The sequence below is a fragment of the Muribaculum sp. NM65_B17 genome (assembly GCF_004793735.1).
Lineage (GTDB): Bacteria > Bacteroidota > Bacteroidia > Bacteroidales > Muribaculaceae > Muribaculum > Muribaculum gordoncarteri.
This window is the reverse complement of sequence record NZ_SRYY01000013.1, coordinates 21266-39635: the sequence shown is the minus strand read 5'-3', so window position 1 is coordinate 39635 and position 18370 is coordinate 21266. Positions and strand designations below refer to the sequence as shown.

Here is an 18370-nt window from a genome sequence, read left to right as displayed (position 1 = left end):
CCTTAGTAACTACTTCCTATTTTTATTTTTGCCCAAAACGTTTAGGACAATATTGCCTATATTCAGGTAATTTCGCTAATTTCGGGAAAAATAAGAGCGAGTATAAAACAACCGATTATGAAAATAGGTTCGGAATGGTGGACATCGCCCACCGAAAGCGAAAACGGGCGACTGATAATAGTGACCGGCCGTGGCGGCATCGACGAAGTGCGCAACAGCGGCAAATACAACATTCGTGTTGAAGTGACATGGAAATATCCCGGCGATGCGACAGGAATGCCCGACTACCCTACCTCCAAGGTGATGGAGGCGGTGCAGGATGCCATGACCAAGGCATTCGACAAAGACCCTGTGGCGGTACTCACCGGCATATACACGGGCGATGACGAGCGCAACTGGATATTCTATACCCGTTCAATACACATCTTTGAAAAGAAGATCAACGAGGCTCTTGCCGACTTCGACCTGCTTCCAATCAACATATACACTGAAAACGATCCCGATTGGCAGGAATATGACGAAATGAGGGAAGCCTCGGAACTTGAAGGCTAAGAGCCGGTTCGACAATAAAAAACTACAGGGGCATCGCACTACACAATGCGATGCCCCTGCTATATTTATCGAGAATATATTCCGATTATACGTATCCGCGTATGATTCCGCGCTTGGAGTTGCGCACAAACAGAATGATTTCGTCACGCTCCTTCGTTGCGGGAAGCTCGGCCTCGATGCGCTCAACGGCATCCGACACGTTAAGACCCGAGAGATAAAGATAGCGGTATATCTCCTGAATTTCACGAATCTGCTCGTTGGAGAAGTTACGACGACGAAGTCCTATCGAATTAACTCCGGCATAGGCTATGGGTTCGCGTGCAGCCTTTACGTAAGGAGGAATGTCCTTATTTACGAGCGCACCGCCCTGAATCATAACATGCGGGCCTATGTGACAGAACTGATGAACAAGTGTTCCACCACCGATCACGGCAAAATTGTCGACCACCACTTCGCCGGCAAGCTGGGTGGCGTTTGACATGATTACATTGTCGCCGACAATGCAGTCATGAGCCACGTGACAGTAAGCCATGAGAAGGCAATTATTGCCTACTACTGTCTTACCGCGTGCAGCCGTTCCGCGATTCACTGTAACGCATTCACGTATTGTAGTGTTATCTCCGATTATGGCAAGTGTATCCTCGCCGCGGAACTTAAGGTCCTGAGGTATTGCCGAAATAACGGCACCGGGAAATATCGTGCAATTTTTGCCGATACGTGCACCTTCCATTATGGTCACGTTGCTTCCAATGCGTGTACCCTCGCCGATTTCAACATTTTGGTCGATGGTTACAAACGGGTCTATGACTACGCTCGGAGCAATCTTGGCCGCAGGATGTACGTAAGCTAAAGGTTGTTTCATTTCTAATATAATAATGATGTGATTATTTATTCTTTACAATTTGGGCCATGAACTCACACTCGGTAACAATCTTCTCGCCCACGAATGCATAGCCCTTCATGATTGCACAGCCTCGGCGCAAGGGCGTCATGAATGAAACGTGGAATATGAGAGTGTCGCCCGGAACCACCTTGTTACGGAACTTCACGTTGTCAATCTTCATGAAATAGGTTGAATACTTCTCGGGATCGTCGACGGTGCTGAGCACAAGCAGTCCTCCGGTCTGAGCCATCGCCTCGACTTGAAGCACACCGGGCATCACAGGTTCCTGAGGGAAGTGACCCACAAAGAAGGGTTCATTGCCTGTTACATTCTTTACGCCCACGATGTAGTTGTCGCCTTTATCGATGATTTTGTCCACAAGCAGGAAGGGATAGCGGTGAGGAAGCAACTCGCGTATACGGTTAACATCCATCAGCGGCTCTACCGACGGATTGTATATCGGGGCCTGCAGTTCCTGATGCTTGATCTCCTTGCGTATCTTCTTGGCAAATGTAGTGTTGATTGAATGTCCGGGACGGGTGGCTATCACCTTGCCGCGCATCGGACGACCGATGAGTGCGATGTCGCCCAGTACATCAAGAAGCTTGTGACGGGCTGGTTCATTATCGGCCAGCAAGGGGAAGTCGTTTATATAGCCAAACTCGGTGACATTCTTGTGGGGAACGCCCATAAGGTCGGCAAGGCGGTCGAGCTCCTCTTGCTGCATGGGTGAATCGTAGATCACTATTGCGTTGTCGAGGTCGCCGCCCTTGATGAGATTGCCCTTTACAAGTGGCTCAACCTCGCGTACGAATACAAATGTGCGGCTTGCGCCTATTTCACGCGAGAAGTCATCAAGCTTGTCAAGCGAAGCATATTGGTTGGTCAGCACGGGAGAGTCAAAAGACACCATCGTGTCGATGCTGAATTCATCGTCGGGAAGCACAACTATCGACGAACCGGAAGTGTCGTCGCGCACCTCTATCTTCTGCTTTACAACGTAGAAGTCCTTGTCGGCATTCTGCTCCTCTATTCCGGCTTCGATTATTTTTTCGCAATATACCTTGGCACTTCCGTCAAGGATGGGAAGCTCGGGAGCGTTCAGCTGGATGAGGCAGTTGTCGATGCCGGCAGCATAAAGAGCAGCCAGAGCATGCTCGATGGTGCTTATGCGAAGGTCGCCTTTACTGATTACGGTGCCGCGAGTTGTGGCTGTGACATACTCGGCAAGTGCATCGATGACGGGTTGCCCCTCCATGTCAAGACGCTGAAATTTATAACCGTGGTTCTCAGGTGCGGGAAGGAAAGTGGCCTCTATCATCAAGCCGGTATGCAATCCCTTACCATTAACCTTAAATGATTCCTTGAGCGTACGTTGTTTCATTGTTATGAGTATGAATTAATATTATTTTTTCGATTGATTGAGTTGTTTCTCAAGCTCGGCTACACGTTCATATAGCTTTCCGAGATTCTTTATATGCACAACCTGACGGGCAAAGTCGCTGTAGTCGGTCGACGGATAACCCATAATGCGGCTGCCGTTTTTTACACTCTTGGGCACGCCCGACTGGGGGCCTACCTGAACATTGTCGCCTACATGTATGTGTCCCGAGAATCCGGCCTGACCGCCAACCATGCAACCGGAACCTATCTTTGTAGATCCGGCCACACCAACCTGCGAGGCCATGACGGTGTTGCTGCCCACTTCACAGTTGTGGGCTATCTGTATGAGATTGTCGAGTTTCACACCCTTGTGTATACGGGTGCTGCCCATAGTTGCGCGGTCGACCGTAGTGTTGGCGCCTATCTCAACATCGTCGTCAATCTCGACATTGCCAATTTGAGGTATCTTGTTGTAAACCCCGTCGACCGGAGCAAATCCGAAGCCGTCGGCTCCTATCACAACTCCACTGTGCAATATACAGTTACGGCCTATCTTGCAACCGTGGTACACCTTGACTCCGGGATACAGGACTGTGTTGTCGCCTATGACGGCGTTGTCGCCCACATAGCATTGGGGATATATCTTAACTCCTTTTCCTATCGTAACACCCTTTCCTATATATGAAAAAGCGCCTACGTATGCGTCATCGGGAACTGTTACTCCCTCAGCCACATGCACAGGCGACTCAACGCCTACAGGCTGCGGAGCGGTGAGCTTGCTTACCATGCCAAGCAACTGAGCCACGGTAGCATACGGGTCGTCGACCCTTATCAATGTAGCCTTAACGGGATGTTCAAGGACGAAATCACGACCTATGAGCACCACCGAACTACCTGTATCATATAGATAATGTGCATATTTAGGGTTGGCGAGAAAAGAAATTGCGCCCTGACGGCCTTCTTCAATCTTGGCAAACGTGCTCACTGTTGCCGAGCCGTCACCTTCGACAGTGCCATTGACCAAGGCAGCAATTTGAGTAGCTGAAAACTCCATTATTACTATATTTACCTGTTCGATTTTAGTTTTAATATGCAAAGTTGCGCAAAATTTTTCACACTTAGGCTAAAATATGATTTAAAATTGCCTTATAAAGCCTTATATTGATGGCAAATTCAATCATTTATCGGCTATAAGCCTCAACCCGTCATCGGTCAATGCTATTTTGCCTTGCTTGTAAAGCTGGCCTATGGCCTTCTTGAAGTCTTTCTTGCTGCAACCGAACACTACTCTTATTTCATCGGGTGAAGAGCTGTCGCCCATCGGTGAAAAGCCGTTGTTCATCTCAAGATAGCGCAATATGGCACGCTCGGCTGTAGCCACGCGGTCATACTCATGCGAGCGCAATGTAAGGTCGATTTTCCTGTCGGGACGAATGTATTTCACACGCGCGTCGATGGTCTGGCCTATTGCTATGTCGATATATATGTCGCCGTTATATATCATTCCGCTATAGAGATTGTCGACAATGACCTTGTAGCCTATGTCAGTGCGCTGCAGCACAAGTGCCTTCACCTCGGCACCCGAGCGATAGTCGGGAATTCGATTATTAAGGAAACGCTCTATGCGGGCCGAAGCCACTATTCGCTTTGACGAATCGTCAAGATACACGTAGACAGGATAACGACGGCCGGGATACATCTTCATCTTCTGTTCGCGATAAGGACACAACAGATGCTTGGTCGGAAGCCCCCAGTCGAGAAATGCTCCGGTAGAATTGACATCGACGACACGAAGGAATGCAAACTGTCCTACCGTAACATAAGGATCCTCGGTAGTAGCAATAAGCCTCCCTTCCGAGTCCACGTAAACAAACGCCCTCAACTTTTGGCCGACATCGGGATTTCCCGGTACATATCGTTGAGGCAAAAGTATATCGGTTCCGTCACCATCGGTCAGATAGATTCCAAAATCGACTTTTCGAGCCACTTCAAGCTCGTTGTAATCTCCAATTTTAATCATATTTCACAAAATTACAACGATTGAACCATGATTGCAAACAAAACAGCCATATTTACAATATTTAGTACCGTCTGCGACACAGGCGGCAACCGCCTCATTTGCGTCGACAATCACAATACCGTGCCTATTTTTTGCCATGTTATCATCCATGATAGACTTAAAAACGTTATCTTTGCGTAGAGATAACATTTCAACCCGACCAAGATGATAGATACGATTCTGAAATATTTCACCCTCACCGACAAGCAGAAACAACAGTTTGAACAAATCGGCAACCTCTATCCCGAGTGGAATGCCAAAATCAATGTCATTTCACGCAAGGACATCGACAACCTGTGGGTGAATCACATCCTGCACTCATTGGCGATAGCCAAGTTTATCAATCCGGTCACGGGCACTACATTCCTCGACATGGGCACCGGTGGCGGATTTCCGGGAATCCCTCTCGCCATAATGTGGCCCGAATGCAAGCTTCACCTGATTGACCGCATAGGTAAAAAGATAAAAGTAGCGCAGGACATAGCTCAGCAAATCGGACTTGACAACGTGACATTCCAGCACGGCGACATAGGCGAATGCCGCAACACCTACGACTTCGTGGTGAGCCGTGCCGTGATGAGGCTCGACGAGCTGCTGCCGCTAATCAAGAAGAATGTGAGCCGCACATCGCGCAACGCCTACCCCAACGGACTGATATGCCTGAAGGGCGGTGACTTGTCGAGCGAACTTCACGGGATAAAGAATCCCGTAATCGAAGAGCCGCTTAACCGTTACTTCGATGAGCCGTTCTTTGAAACGAAAAAACTAATTTATGTCCAAATCTAACAAATCAAAATTACCATGTTGAAAATCAAGACTTTTACATTCAACATGTTTGGGGTCAACACCTATATAGTGTGGAATCCCGACACCCGTGAGGCCGCAATAATCGACCCGGGCATGATAAACGAGGATGAGCAGCTTGCACTCGACCGCTTCATCAAAAACAACAACCTTACCGTAAAGCAGCTCATAAACACTCACATGCATGTCGACCACATATTCGGTGACATATATGTCAAAAATAAATATGGAGTCGATGTTAAGGCATGCCCCGACGACTCATTCCTCGGAGAACGTGCCGCAGCACAATGTCGCATGTTCGGCCTGCCCGAAAGCATATCCATGGTAACGATCGACCACAAGCTTCAGCACGGAGACACGATAGAGATAGGCGGAGAGAAGGTGGAAGTGCTCGGTGTGCCCGGTCACTCACCCGGCAGCATAGTCCTCTATTTCCCACAATCCAAATGGGCCATAACCGGCGATGTCATATTCAAGTCGAGCATCGGCCGCACCGACCTCGTAGGCGGCAATCACCATCAGTTGATTGACGGCATACGCAACAAGGTTCTCACCCTCCCCGGCGACACCATCGTGTATCCGGGACACGGCGATCCCACTACGATAGACCGCGAAGAGCGCCACAATCCGTTTGTTTAAGAGCCGGTTCGACAATAAAATCGCCTCATTATGCGTCACGAAGCATTTTTCGCAAATAATTGTTGAACTTTTCAAGAAATTTGTTGCAAGTTTAAAACTTTTACCATACTTTTGCATCGCAATTATAACTAAAGCAGAAACAAATGACACGATTTTACGCATATTACTTTTCTTACTTTTATTTCGCAAGAAATTGAAGCGGGATGAGGCGCGCGTAAAATTGCTCAATAAATCATCTTTAAGACATCACCGTAAGTCCCGCTCCTTTAACAAGGTCGGGACTTTGGTTTTATAATGACACTGAATGAAACAATGAAAAAACGAGTAACAATTCAAGGAGTGGCGGGATGCTATCACGATGCGGCCGCCCGCAGCTATTTCAGCAACGAGGAAATCGAAACAATACCCTGCGACTCATTTCAGGAGATGTTTGATCACCTCGCAACCGATGCTTCATTGCTGGCCATCCTGGCCATCGAGAACACCATAGCGGGATCGCTGCTGCAAAATCACGAATTGTTGCGCAAGAACCAGACCCGCATCATAGGCGAATACAAGATGAGGATATCGCACACTCTTGCAGCGCTGCCGGGACAGTCGATCGACCAGCTCACCGAAGTCAACTCTCACCCCATGGCATTGCGACAGTGTGAGCAGTTTCTACTGCGTCACCCAAACATGAAGATGATTGAGAAGTTTGATACCGCAGGAAGCGCAAAGGAGATTGCCGAAAACAATCTGCTCGGACATGCGGCCGTGTGCGGTGAATATGCCGCACAGCTCTATGGGCTCAACATCCTTGAGCGGAGCATCGAAACCAACAAGCGCAACTTCACCCGCTTCCTTATTCTCGCCGACCCGCTCCTCGCTGCCGAAATAGGCCCCGACGAAAGCAAGATAAACAAGGCCTCGATCGTATTCACGACTCCCCACACCAAAGGAGCGTTATCAAAAGTGCTCACCATCCTGTCGTTCTACGACATAAATCTGTCAAAGATACAGTCGATGCCCATACTCGGGCGCGAATGGGAATACCGATTCTACGCCGACTTCACTTTTGACAGTTATGCCCGCTACCGACAGTCAATCGAAGCAATCAAACCGTTAATCAACGACCTCCGTATTCTTGGAGAATATACCGAATGTAAAAATGAAATCTGAATCAACAACACAAATCGTTCCGGCCAAACGAGTGTCGGAGATACAAGAATATTACTTCTCACGCCGACTGCGTGAAGTGGCACAACTTAACGCTCAGGGCGCCGACATCATATCGCTCGGAATCGGTGGTCCCGACCGTCCGCCCCACAGCTCGGTAATATCTACACTTGCCGACGAAGCCGCCAAGCCCGGCAACCACAGCTACCAGCCCTATGTAGGTATCCCGCAACTGCGTCGGGCAATGGCCGACTGGTATAACCGTTGGTATGGCGTGACGCTAAACCCCGACACCGAGATTCAGCCGCTCATAGGCTCCAAGGAGGGAATACTTCACGTTTCGCTCGCTTTCCTGAACCCCGGCGACGGCGTGCTCGTGCCCAATCCCGGCTACCCCACCTATACTTCGGTAAGCCGACTCGCACAGGCCGAGATATTCAACTACGACCTCACCGAAGAGGGCGGATGGATGCCCGATTTCGACGCTCTTGAACGCCTGCCCCTCGACCGTATCAAGCTCATGTGGATCAACTACCCACACATGCCCACCGGAACTCCGGCATCGCTTGAGCTCTTTGAGAAGATTGTAGCTTTCGGCAAAAAGCACAACATAGTCATAGCCCATGACAACCCCTACAGCTTCATCCTCAACGAAAAGCCGTTGAGCCTGCTGCAGGTCGACGGAGCGCGTGACATAGCCATAGAGATGAACTCGATGAGCAAGTCACACAACATGGCCGGATGGCGCGTAGGCATGCTTGCCTCCAATCCCACATTCATCAACTGGATATTAAAAGTGAAGTCCAACATCGACTCGGGACAGTTCAAGCCGCTCATGCTGGCCGCTGTCAAGGGACTGGAAGCCGACAAGGATTGGTATGACGAGGTGAATGCCACCTACGCGTCACGCCGCAAGGTTGCCGAAGAGATAATGTCGGCGCTCAAATGCACATTCGACCCGCGCCAGAAAGGATTGTTCCTGTGGGGACGCATCCCCGACGACGAAGCCTCCAGCGAGTCGCTCGCCGACCGAGTGCTCTACGAAGGCCGCGTATTCATCACTCCTGGATTCATATTCGGAAGCAACGGCGACCGATACATACGCATATCATTGTGCGCCACCGAGGACAATATGCGCAAGGCGCTTGACCGTATCAACAAAATGAATAACAAACAATAAACACTACATAACTTATGAATGATTTAAAGCCCATCCTTCCCGAAGGAATAGAGATGCCCCACCCGCTGATAATAGCAGGTCCGTGCAGCGCCGAAACCGAGGAACAAGTAATGAACACCGCCCGCGAGCTGGCTCGTAACGGCATCAAGATATTCCGTGCCGGTATATGGAAACCGCGCACCAAGCCCGGAGGCTTTGAAGGTATAGGCGTGGAGGGTCTTGAATGGCTCAAAAGGGTAAAGGCCGAAACAGGAATGTTGACCGCTACCGAAGTGGCGACCCGTCAGCATGTCGAAGCAGCATTGAATGCAGGTGTCGACATCCTGTGGATAGGAGCCCGCACATCGGCCAACCCCTTCGCAATGCAGGAGATAGCCGACTCTCTCGCCGCCGCAAAAATAGACATACCGGTACTTATAAAGAATCCCGTAAACCCCGACCTTGAACTGTGGATAGGAGCGTTACAGCGCATCTACAATGCAGGCATACGCCGACTGGGCGCAATACATCGCGGATTCAGCTCCTACGGAAAACATCTTTACCGCAACCTGCCCCAATGGCACATTCCCATCGAGCTGCGCCGCCGCATGCCTAACCTGCCCATAATATGCGATCCCAGCCACATAGGCGGAAAGCGCGAACTTGTAGCTCCGTTGTCGCAGCAGGCACTCGACATGGGATTTGACGGACTTATAATTGAAAGCCATTGCGAACCCGACTGCGCATGGAGCGATAAAGCCCAGCAGGTAACACCCGATGTGTTGAATTTCATACTTAACACTCTCGTGCTCCGCGATTCCACAGTGACGACCGAAAGCCTAACCCTTCTGCGTCAGCAAATCGATGAACTCGACAATGAGCTTCTCGAAGTTCTCAACAAGCGCATGAGAGTGTCACGCGAAATAGGACAATACAAGAAGGAGCATAGAATGCCGGTATTGCAAATAGGCCGTCACGACCACATAATGCAGACACGCGCAAAGCTTGCCGAAGAGATGGGCATGAGCGGAGAATTCATGAAGACGGTGCTCGCCGCAATCCACGAGGAGTCGGTGCGCCAGCAGATAGAAGTGTTCAACGACCGCACAAAATAACACGACATGAAGATTTTGATTATCGGAGCGGGGAAAATGGGTTCGTTCTTCTGCGATGTATTGTCGATGAAGCATGACATTGCCATCTATGACACCGACCCCAAGCGACTCCTGTTCACATTCAACTGCCGTCGGTTCAACAACCTTGAGGAGATTGACGAATTTGCGCCCGACCTCGTGATAAACGCCGCCACCGTAAAATACACCATAGATGCATTCAACAAGGTACTTCCACATCTGCCCGAGAAGTGCATACTCAGCGACATCGCATCGGTAAAGACGGGGCTGCCGGAGTTCTATGCCAACTGCGGACATCCTTTTGTATCGACCCACCCGATGTTTGGCCCCACATTTGCATCGCTCAGCAACCTCAGCAACGAAAACGCCATAATAATTGCTGAAAGCGACCATCTCGGCAAGGTGTTTTTTAAGGATCTTTACAATGAGTTGCACCTGCACATCGAGGAGTACACCTTCAGTCAGCATGACGAAACGATAGCCTACTCGCTTTCTATACCGTTTGCCTCGACACTTGTGTTTGCCGGCTGCATGAAACACCAGGATGCTCCGGGCACGACATTCAAGCGTCACCTGATGATTGCCAACGGGCTAATGAGCGAGGACGACTATCTGCTCAGCGAAATTCTCTTTAACCCGCACACATCGGGTCAGCTTGAAAAAATACAGGCCAAGCTGAGCCAACTGCAGGTAATCGTCGAGAATCATGACTCCGAGGCAATGAAGCACTATCTTGAAGAGGTGCGCAACAATCTGAAATAAATCGCGTCACTTGGGGCTCGTTTTATGAATTTTGTATAATTTTGCATAATGTAATTTTGTGCATTACACATCTCTTGTTACATCATTATTTCATATATGACTAAAATAGGTTCAGTTATGACGCCGGTAGGACGCAAAGCGTTACTGCTGGGCAGTGGAGAATTAGGAAAAGAAGTTGCTCTGGAACTACAGCGTTACGGCGTGGAGGTGATTGCTTGCGACCGTTACGCCAACGCTCCGGCCATGCAGGTGGCTCATCGCAGCTATGTGTTCAACATGCTCGATGCCGATGAACTTAAAGCCGTCGTTAAGCGCGAAAAACCCGACCACATCATCCCCGAGGTCGAGGCCATTGCTACCGGAGCATTGCGCGAACTCGAAGCCGAGGGATACCATGTAACGCCTACGGCTCAGGCCGCATGGCTTACAATGAACCGCGAAGGCATTCGTCGTCTTGCAGCCGAGGAGCTCGGACTTCCCACCTCACGCTATAAATTCGCATCCACATTCGAGGAATTCAAGGCGGCTGTCGAGGAGATAGGACTGCCATGCGTCATAAAGCCGATCATGAGCTCATCGGGTCACGGACAGAGCGTAGCACGCAAGCCCGAGGACATTGAGCGCTCATGGCATATATCGCAGGAAGGCGGACGCGCAGGTGCCGGCCGCGTAATCGTGGAAGGATTTGTCGATTTCGACTACGAAATAACACTGCTGACTGTGCGCAGCTGCTCGGGAACAACCTATTGCGAGCCCGTAGGTCACATTCAGGTCGACGGCGACTACCGTTACTCATGGCAACCTCAGCCCATGACCTCCAACGCACTCAACCGCGCAAGAGAGATAGCCCGAAAGATAACCGATGCCCTGGGAGGCTATGGAATTTTCGGTGTAGAGCTCTTCATCAAGGGCGACGATGTAATATTCAGCGAAGTGTCGCCCCGTCCCCATGACACCGGTATGGTCACAATGATTTCACAGGATTTGAGCGAATTCGGACTTCATGCACGTGCCCTTCTCGGTCTTCCCGTGCCTGCAATTCGTTTCTACGGCCCTTCAGCGTCACGTGCCATCGTTGTTGAAGGCGACACCGACAAGGTGGAATTTGAAAATCTCGAACAGGTACTCGCCGAACCGGGTGTACAGATACGCATATTCGGCAAGCCCGAAGTGAAGGGACATCGCCGCATGGGTGTAATCCTCGCAACCGACGAGTCGGTAGAGGCAGCACGAGCAAAAGCCGAACGCGCCTATAATGCGCTAAAGGTCAACGTACTGCCGCGTTAATATATTACGACTTAGGCCGTCGGCCTTTAAACTTCTTACGCAGCTTCTTAGCCATTTCATTATGGTGGGAAGCTGCGTTCTCTTCTCCTATCGACTCGTATAAGTCGGCAAGGCGCTCATGCACCTCTGCTATTTCATCGTTGATTGACAATGCTATGAGAAACCAGTTCATGGCCTCCGACAGATTTCCGGCACGCCTATATATTTCACCGAGCGACATCGGAGTATCGAATTCATCGGGACACAGCTCATAAACTCGCTTGAACCAGGGAATAGCCTCTTCATCGTTACCTACCGCGACATACATGCGTCCCTTGCCCCACATAGCCTCCGCACAATCGGGATATAACGACAACGCCTTGTCGTAATTGGCCAGGGCGGGAGTCGGGTCAAATCCTTCACGCCTACATTCATCGCCCATTGACACATATTCCAACGCCAGTTTCTCAAACTTCTCTTTGTCGTCATTAACCTGTTGCTGCAAATCAGCAACCATCGACCTGTAGCGGCTGAGTCGCGAAAGCTTCATGCGTGCAAAGCGCATCAGCACCGTGTTGTCAATTTCGTTGCGCAGCCTCATCGCGCTTATAAACAGCTCGAATGCCGAAGCGGCATCGTCACGTTCAATGGCATCAAGCGCCTGCGAATATAGGTCGTCGGCCTTGGCGCGTTCAAGAGCCGAGTCGATAAGCTTCTTGTCGTTGAACGACCGGCTGAATGTAATAATTTCGGGGTTGACGAAGACATCACGCTGGTTGATTGTGCTCAACAGCGACAGTCCGCCAAGGCTGCGACATCGGCTTAACGCCACATAAGCCTGACCACCGCTGAATGTGCCGCGACCAATGTCGATCACCACATCGTTGAATGTCAGTCCCTGGCTCTTGTGTATCGTAAGCGCCCACGCAAGCTTCACCGGATACTGTATGAACGAGCCAAGCTCTTTCTCTATTACCTTGTGGTTTTTCTCGTCATATTCATACTTTATGTTGCGCCAAACGGCAGGATCGAGCACATGCTTTTCACCCGATTCAAGCTCCACCATGAGCGTGTCCTCATCGGCCATGTATATTCGTCCAAGAGTGCCGTTGACCCATCGCCGGTCAATGTCGTTCTTGATAAACACAATCTGCGCACCCACCTTCAATGTCAACGCCATCGAGGTAGGCAGCGAGTTTTCGGGAAATTCGCCTGTTATCGTACCCTGATATGTTATCTCGGGTGTCTTGAGATGTCGCAGGCGTTCATCGTTTATCGAGTCGACCATGTCACGCTTGGTCGCGAGCGTCATCACCATGCGGCCGTCATCGTCATGCGATGCGGGAATTATGCGTGAATTCAGCAGCTTCATGTCATCGGTCGATGCACGGCCAAGCCTTATCCGATCGAGAATAGCTATGAACTCATCATCGTTCTGCCTGTAGATTTTACGTAACTCCACCGACACGACATTCAGTTCATCGAAAGCTTTAGCACAGAAGAAATAGGGATGACTGTAGTAACGCCCGAGCAGGTCACGCATGTCGCCCGTCACCACCGGTTCGAGCTGAAATATGTCACCTACGAGCAGTAGTTGCTTGCCGCCAAACGGCTCACGGGGATTGTCGGAATACACACGCAGCACCTTGTCGATGAAATCTATTATGTCGGCTCTCACCATCGATATCTCATCGATTATTATCAGTTCAAGCTCCTTGAGCAGTTTCTGATAACTCTTGGAATACTTCATGCGTGACTTAAGCCGATTGCGCGCAAACTCCGGGTCGTCGGGCAGCAGCGGCTTGAACGGAATCTTGAAAAATGAATGAAGCGTGACACCTCCCACATTGACAGCCGCAATTCCGGTAGGAGCAAGCACTACATGCTTTTTACGGGTATTGTTGCATATATATTTAAGGAATGTCGACTTACCCGTTCCGGCCTTTCCTGTCATGAAAACCGACTGACGGGTGAACTGCACGAGTTTCCACACATTCTGAAACTCAGCGTTGTCAATGTCTATCTTCTCTATGTAATTTTTCTTCCGTGCCATTGCTAAAAATCAAGGGTGGCACCCTTGAGTGCAAAGTTAATGAAATATTTTTAGAACTTGTATCCTATACTCAGCACAACTTGATTGTTATTGTCGACAAGCGATGCTGTGGGTGAAGTTTCAAGAATTACACCGTTCTCGATGAGCGGAGAGAATGCGTGGTAGGAGCTTTCGCGACGCTTGTGAACGTAGGCAAGGTCGGCATAGAATCCTCCGGTGCGGAATCCAAGACCGCAAGTGATGTACTGGGTGGTCTTGTCAAATGTGTAGCTCGGAATTGTTCCGGCGGTCCACACTGCCTCACGGCCCGACGAAGCCTCTTCCTTAACAGGCGACGACTCGTAGCTGTAGCCGGCACGAAGGCTGAATTGCGGAGTCACCCTGTACTCGGCGCCAAGACGAAGGATGTTGGTACCCTTGTAGTAACGCTTTACATCGGAAGTGACATCGGTGTATTCATTTCCATCGACATCCGAAAGTTTCATTGTCTGGGTTCCTCGGTATTCATAGTCAAGACTGAGAATACCCTGACCGCCGATGACACCAGCAACACCCACCATCATACGCCACGGTGTGCGCATGTCATAGTCGTTCCAGCTCTCATATCCGTCATTGGTCATCGGATAGTCCTTGCTTGTCGATGCGTTCTCGGCAAAACGGCTGTCGCTCGGAGTGTATCGGTAGTCCATCGTTGCATAGTAGGTATCGGTCATCTGATACCATGTGGGAGTGTGTACGGCGAATCCTATACGCAACTCATTGATGGGCTTGAATATCAATCCGAACTTCACATTGAATCCTGTACCGGTAGAGTTCAGATAGTTGTCAAGGCGATAGTATCCCTTGCCTCGTGTCTGATAGTAGGGGTCGGCACCGTTTGTAGCGTTGGCCGCCTGCGCTGCTATGTATGCATTATCGAGGTTTTCGTCATAGTAGCTTATCTGGGTGAAGTCGATGTCGGTTATACCGAAACCAAGACCCCAATACAGCGTATTGTAAATGTTACCTCCAAAGTTTATGGCATACTCGTCGATGTAACCCTTCTGCCTTACGGCGTAGGATGCACTGCCGGTTGTGCCGTCACCCATCAATCCTTGGAAGTTGTTTCCGCTCGCATCGGGATTTATCACGAATCCCTGATAAGAAAGGATGCTCAGCCAGGGAGCATAACTGTCGACATAGGGATTGTAATCCTTGCTGCTCGACAGGTCATCGGAATTCCAGCCCTCGCTGTTGGTAGCTGCGGCCACCAAGTTACTCAACGAGGCATCAAGCGAGCCGAATCCGCCGCGATACACGCGATCCATCGAAACGGTGCGTGAATAAGTGGCTCCCCATGAGAAGGTAGGCATCACATCACTATAAAGATGTGTGGTACCGATATATCCGAAGTTATTGAATGTAAACTTAGTGTGGTCATCAGTCATCTTGACTCCCTGAGCTTCGGTGGTAGCCGACTGAAAATTAAGATTAAGCGTAAGCCCTATCTCGCTACTGCGATATATGCCTATACCGGCAGGATTCTGGTTAAGCGTCGACATGTCACCACCAAGAGCGGTGAATGCTCCGCTCATCGACATGAATCGTGCCGTTCCCCTCAAATCGGAATGCGACAGTTGATAAGCATCGACGGCGGCCTGAGCCATCGCCATAGCCGGCAGAACGCCGGCCACTGCTAATGCATAAAGCTTCTTCATAATTCTCTAATAATGAGTTGAAAATAATTTTAAGTTCTATAACCGTTAACGACGTCCTCCGCGATGACTGCCACCACCGCCGCCTACACTTCCACCACGCGAACCACCGCCGAATGAACCGCGGCTCGGGCTGGAATAAGACGGAGTAGAGTACGAATTACGGGTATTACGATTGCCTGTAGTAGTGCCAAAACGGTTAGAATTGCTGTTATTCTGTTGATTAGGCGTAATTGCAGGACGAGAATTTGTGTGTGACGACTGACCGGGACGATAGTTGCCCACTGAACCGGGACGGAAACCGTTGCCACGATTATTGGATGTACCGGGACGATAATTGCCCGATGAACCCGAAGTGACATGGCTCAATCCGGTGTAACCGTTGCGCACACCTATCGGGCGACGACCATTGGGAGTATAATCTCCACGGTGCCAGGCGACAGGACCGCCCCAGCCCCACGAGGGACCCCAACCGGGACCACCCCAGCCCCATGACGGACCCCAGCCCCACGACGGGCCCCAAGCCCATGAAGGACCCCAGCCCCATGACCAGGACCAGGACGGACCCCAAGCCCACGACGGGCCCCAGCCCCAATCCCAGGGATCCCAGTACCAAGGCGAGTACCAACGGTTCCAAGCCCATGACGGGCCCCAATATCCGGGTGAATTTATGATAATGTTCACCTCGGGCTGTGAATAGTAGTAATCAACGAGTTCAGGGTCATTGATTGTCGACACAATGTCGTCATTGTGGAAACGCTCAATGCGTCGTGTGTATTCAAATCCGTCCTTACTCATCGATTGACGGGTGGTGTCATTAGTTGCATACTGGCCACGGCGATTGTACTCATCGACGCTGCGGGTCGATGTTCCGCTCACCTTATACGCATCGGAGCCGGGCATGTTGTGTCCGCCCAATGTGGGATCATAATTATTCTGGTAATAATAGTCCTCGTATACAGGCTGCTGCTTCTTGGGCTTTACCTGCTTGGGCTTTGTATCCTTTGATGCGTCATAGTAGATGTCATCATCATAGTAACTCTGAGCCGAAGCAACAAAAGCTCCTCCGGTTAAAAGTGCCATTAATAACAATACCTTTTTTGCTTTCATAAGATTCAATAATTAGTTGTTTTTCAAAATCTTTCATTATCTTGGACTAAAAAAGTGACCGATAGTTTAATCCAAGGACACATAAAGGTAGCGTATTCCCTGCTTTTGTGCAATAATATCCCTCGTCTACTTATACCCGGCTAAGAATATTTAACAATCTATGGCGGGCATCGGCATGCGCCGATGTCCGCCATGCGATATATTTTTCTACATGATTCCTCGATTATTCGTCACCGTTTCCATCGGAAATTGGCTTCAAATCGTAGGACAGCATGCACAGTGAGAATCCCCAGTAAATGAATGCAAGAGAAGTGAGGAAGCTAACCATCATCATGTTCTGTACCCAACCTGCTTCAAGGAAGAAGAATCCGATGAGAAGCAACAGGATACCGTTGACAAGATAGAGCCACCAATATTTACCCTTGTGTCCGCTTACCGAGCTGATAATCGTAGTAATACCCCAATAGATGAATATCAAGGCAAGGAAATACGGGAATACGAATTCTGACAACATGATGTTGCGAACAAGCATAAAGCCCACAAACAAGTCAATCATGCCACCGGCAATCCACCATCCCCATCCCTTGGGATAATGAGGTCCTGCAGCTACGATAAGTTGAATTACACCGGCAAGGATAAGAACCCAGCCGAAAATCTGTGACGCTATTGCATAGCCGGCTCCCGGCCAAAACCAATAAGCAAACCCGCATAGTACCATCACGATACCGGCTATCAGTATGAGCCACCAGCTCTTAGAGTAGCCAACCAAATTAAATTTTGAGAGATTCATAACATCAATAAATTTTAGTTGATATTTTTATTCATATAACAACACTCTTCGTTAATTTGTTTGAATTTTACATAAGAGCCGGTTCGACAATAAATGTTAACGGCTCTAACGTATTAACGAGAAAATATAATGATGTCACAACTACCTGCCAATAACGCTATAGCGATGTTATGATTTATCAAGATAAAAGGCCGAAACAAGGTCGTTGTAATCAGGCGAGCCCACCGTAACTACATCCTCGACTATCACGGCATCGCCAAGCGACAGCTCCCACAGCAACCGCGTGACCTTCCCGGTCGACGGTCGCGTAACTACACGGGTCAGCCGGGCTAACGACATTCTCGCCATCGCCGCACTGAACATTATGTCACCCTCACGCTCCACAGGCGATATCATGCACAGCCTGCCCTCGGGCGACAACAGCCCCGAGGCCGCTGCTTTAACTATAGAGTCGTAAGTAAGTCCCTCGCCGTGACGGGCAAGCGCACGTGACGCATCGGGAGCCTTAAGTTCCGAATTAAAATAAGGGGGATTGCTCACAATCAGATCGTAGGGAGCGTCAATTCCTGCCGCCCATCGATTGAAGTCGGCCTCAATCACACGTAACCTGTCGCTCCACGGCGATGAATCAAAATTGTCGCGAGCCTCGGCCGCGGCGTCACGCTCTATTTCAACCGCATCGATAAAAGCATCCGGCTCGCGTTGAGCGATCATAAGCGATATAAGTCCCGTGCCGGCTCCTATGTCGAGCACCCTGCGACACACTGCCACATGACACCATGCACCGAGGAGCACGCCGTCGGTTCCCACCTTCATCGCGCTCATGCGGTTGCGCACCTCAAACTGCTTGAAGCGAAACACATGTTCCCTATTCACATTTGCCATAACCGACAACAAAGTTAAACATAAAGTGCGGCACATCGGT

Annotated in this window: 17 protein-coding genes; 8 read left to right on the top strand and 9 right to left on the bottom strand. The window is 49.9% G+C overall.

All coding sequences use genetic code 11. The features are described from left to right. Positions 1-117: 117 nt before the first annotated feature. Positions 118-552, top strand: coding sequence for a DUF695 domain-containing protein (locus E5354_RS12975; RefSeq protein WP_123396918.1), 435 nt, complete (start codon positions 118-120; stop codon positions 550-552). Between the two features lie 85 nt (positions 553-637). Here the strand turns inward: E5354_RS12975 and lpxA are convergent, their stop codons facing one another. The 4 genes from lpxA to E5354_RS12955 form a co-directional block, all read right to left on the bottom strand. Continuing rightward, positions 638-1414, bottom strand: a complete 777-nt coding sequence (gene lpxA, locus E5354_RS12970; RefSeq protein WP_123396917.1) for an acyl-ACP--UDP-N-acetylglucosamine O-acyltransferase — start codon at positions 1412-1414, stop codon at positions 638-640. Between the two features lie 22 nt (positions 1415-1436). After that, a complete protein-coding gene (locus E5354_RS12965; RefSeq protein WP_135947727.1) occupies positions 1437-2819 on the bottom strand; it encodes a bifunctional UDP-3-O-[3-hydroxymyristoyl] N-acetylglucosamine deacetylase/3-hydroxyacyl-ACP dehydratase in 1383 nt (460 codons plus the stop codon). A 21-nt stretch (positions 2820-2840) separates the two neighbouring features. After that, positions 2841-3872: a UDP-3-O-(3-hydroxymyristoyl)glucosamine N-acyltransferase gene (gene lpxD / locus E5354_RS12960; protein ID WP_135947726.1), complete on the bottom strand. Its 1032-nt coding sequence runs from the start codon at positions 3870-3872 to the stop codon at positions 2841-2843. Positions 3873-3995: 123 nt separating this feature from the next. Continuing rightward, a complete protein-coding gene (locus E5354_RS12955; protein ID WP_135947725.1) occupies positions 3996-4838 on the bottom strand; it encodes a S1 RNA-binding domain-containing protein in 843 nt (280 codons plus the stop codon). 207 nt (positions 4839-5045) lie between these two features. On the opposite strand from E5354_RS12955, the gene rsmG reads away from it, so the two are divergent. The 7 genes from rsmG (at position 5046) to purT (ending at position 11819) form a co-directional block, all read left to right on the top strand. After that, entirely contained in the window at positions 5046-5663 is a 618-nt protein-coding gene (gene rsmG, locus E5354_RS12950) for a 16S rRNA (guanine(527)-N(7))-methyltransferase RsmG (RefSeq protein WP_135947730.1), read from the top strand. 15 nt (positions 5664-5678) lie between these two features. Continuing rightward, on the top strand, positions 5679-6320 hold the full coding sequence (locus tag E5354_RS12945; protein WP_123396913.1) for an MBL fold metallo-hydrolase: 642 nt from the start codon (positions 5679-5681) through the stop codon (positions 6318-6320). 312 nt (positions 6321-6632) lie between these two features. Next, positions 6633-7481, top strand: a complete 849-nt coding sequence (locus tag E5354_RS12940; RefSeq protein WP_123397016.1) for a prephenate dehydratase — start codon at positions 6633-6635, stop codon at positions 7479-7481. After that, positions 7471-8658, top strand: coding sequence for a pyridoxal phosphate-dependent aminotransferase (locus E5354_RS12935; RefSeq protein ID WP_123396912.1), 1188 nt, complete (start codon positions 7471-7473; stop codon positions 8656-8658). The genes E5354_RS12940 and E5354_RS12935 overlap by 11 nt, the downstream gene beginning before the upstream one ends. 14 nt (positions 8659-8672) lie before the next feature. Continuing rightward, positions 8673-9752 (top strand): bifunctional 3-deoxy-7-phosphoheptulonate synthase/chorismate mutase type II, encoded by a 1080-nt coding sequence (locus E5354_RS12930; RefSeq protein WP_135947724.1) that lies wholly within the window; start codon positions 8673-8675, stop codon positions 9750-9752. Between the two features lie 6 nt (positions 9753-9758). Beyond that, entirely contained in the window at positions 9759-10532 is a 774-nt protein-coding gene (locus E5354_RS12925) for a prephenate dehydrogenase (RefSeq protein WP_123396910.1), read from the top strand. Positions 10533-10628: 96 nt separating this feature from the next. Then, positions 10629-11819: a formate-dependent phosphoribosylglycinamide formyltransferase gene (gene purT, locus E5354_RS12920; protein WP_135947723.1), complete on the top strand. Its 1191-nt coding sequence runs from the start codon at positions 10629-10631 to the stop codon at positions 11817-11819. Positions 11820-11823: 4 nt separating this feature from the next. Here the strand turns inward: purT and E5354_RS12915 are convergent, their stop codons facing one another. The 5 genes from E5354_RS12915 to E5354_RS12895 all read right to left on the bottom strand — a co-directional run bounded on the left by E5354_RS12915 (position 11824) and on the right by E5354_RS12895 (position 18330). Then, complete coding sequence (locus tag E5354_RS12915; RefSeq protein ID WP_135947722.1) at positions 11824-13851, bottom strand: AAA family ATPase; 2028 nt, start codon at positions 13849-13851, stop codon at positions 11824-11826. Between the two features lie 50 nt (positions 13852-13901). Continuing rightward, positions 13902-15548: an OmpP1/FadL family transporter gene (locus tag E5354_RS12910; protein ID WP_135947721.1), complete on the bottom strand. Its 1647-nt coding sequence runs from the start codon at positions 15546-15548 to the stop codon at positions 13902-13904. 45 nt (positions 15549-15593) lie between these two features. Continuing rightward, the gene (locus tag E5354_RS12905) at positions 15594-16628 is read right to left on the bottom strand and encodes a hypothetical protein (protein WP_135947720.1); all 1035 of its coding nucleotides are present in this window, start codon (positions 16626-16628) and stop codon (positions 15594-15596) included. Between the two features lie 250 nt (positions 16629-16878). Beyond that, entirely contained in the window at positions 16879-17445 is a 567-nt protein-coding gene (locus E5354_RS12900; RefSeq protein WP_123396905.1) for an HdeD family acid-resistance protein, read from the bottom strand. Between the two features lie 168 nt (positions 17446-17613). Next, complete coding sequence (locus tag E5354_RS12895) at positions 17614-18330, bottom strand: tRNA1(Val) (adenine(37)-N6)-methyltransferase (protein WP_168353910.1); 717 nt, start codon at positions 18328-18330, stop codon at positions 17614-17616. Between the last annotated feature and the right edge of the window lie 40 nt (positions 18331-18370).

What these genes read in the sequence shown, in the direction of transcription:
- E5354_RS12975 (WP_123396918.1), top strand. Translation starts at nt 118, where the DNA reads ATGAAAATAGGTTCGGAATGGTGGACATCGCCCACCGAAAGCGAAAAC.
- lpxA (WP_123396917.1), bottom strand. Translation starts at nt 1,414, where the DNA reads ATGAAACAACCTTTAGCTTACGTACATCCTGCGGCCAAGATTGCTCCG.
- E5354_RS12965 (WP_135947727.1), bottom strand. Translation starts at nt 2,819, where the DNA reads ATGAAACAACGTACGCTCAAGGAATCATTTAAGGTTAATGGTAAGGGA.
- lpxD (WP_135947726.1), bottom strand. Translation starts at nt 3,872, where the DNA reads ATGGAGTTTTCAGCTACTCAAATTGCTGCCTTGGTCAATGGCACTGTC.
- E5354_RS12955 (WP_135947725.1), bottom strand. Translation starts at nt 4,838, where the DNA reads ATGATTAAAATTGGAGATTACAACGAGCTTGAAGTGGCTCGAAAAGTC.
- E5354_RS12945 (WP_123396913.1), top strand. Translation starts at nt 5,679, where the DNA reads ATGTTGAAAATCAAGACTTTTACATTCAACATGTTTGGGGTCAACACC.
- E5354_RS12940 (WP_123397016.1), top strand. Translation starts at nt 6,633, where the DNA reads ATGAAAAAACGAGTAACAATTCAAGGAGTGGCGGGATGCTATCACGAT.
- E5354_RS12935 (WP_123396912.1), top strand. Translation starts at nt 7,471, where the DNA reads ATGAAATCTGAATCAACAACACAAATCGTTCCGGCCAAACGAGTGTCG.
- E5354_RS12930 (WP_135947724.1), top strand. Translation starts at nt 8,673, where the DNA reads ATGAATGATTTAAAGCCCATCCTTCCCGAAGGAATAGAGATGCCCCAC.
- E5354_RS12925 (WP_123396910.1), top strand. Translation starts at nt 9,759, where the DNA reads ATGAAGATTTTGATTATCGGAGCGGGGAAAATGGGTTCGTTCTTCTGC.
- purT (WP_135947723.1), top strand. Translation starts at nt 10,629, where the DNA reads ATGACTAAAATAGGTTCAGTTATGACGCCGGTAGGACGCAAAGCGTTA.
- E5354_RS12915 (WP_135947722.1), bottom strand. Translation starts at nt 13,851, where the DNA reads ATGGCACGGAAGAAAAATTACATAGAGAAGATAGACATTGACAACGCT.
- E5354_RS12910 (WP_135947721.1), bottom strand. Translation starts at nt 15,548, where the DNA reads ATGAAGAAGCTTTATGCATTAGCAGTGGCCGGCGTTCTGCCGGCTATG.
- E5354_RS12905 (WP_135947720.1), bottom strand. Translation starts at nt 16,628, where the DNA reads ATGGCACTTTTAACCGGAGGAGCTTTTGTTGCTTCGGCTCAGAGTTAC.
- E5354_RS12900 (WP_123396905.1), bottom strand. Translation starts at nt 17,445, where the DNA reads ATGAATCTCTCAAAATTTAATTTGGTTGGCTACTCTAAGAGCTGGTGG.
- E5354_RS12895 (WP_168353910.1), bottom strand. Translation starts at nt 18,330, where the DNA reads ATGGCAAATGTGAATAGGGAACATGTGTTTCGCTTCAAGCAGTTTGAG.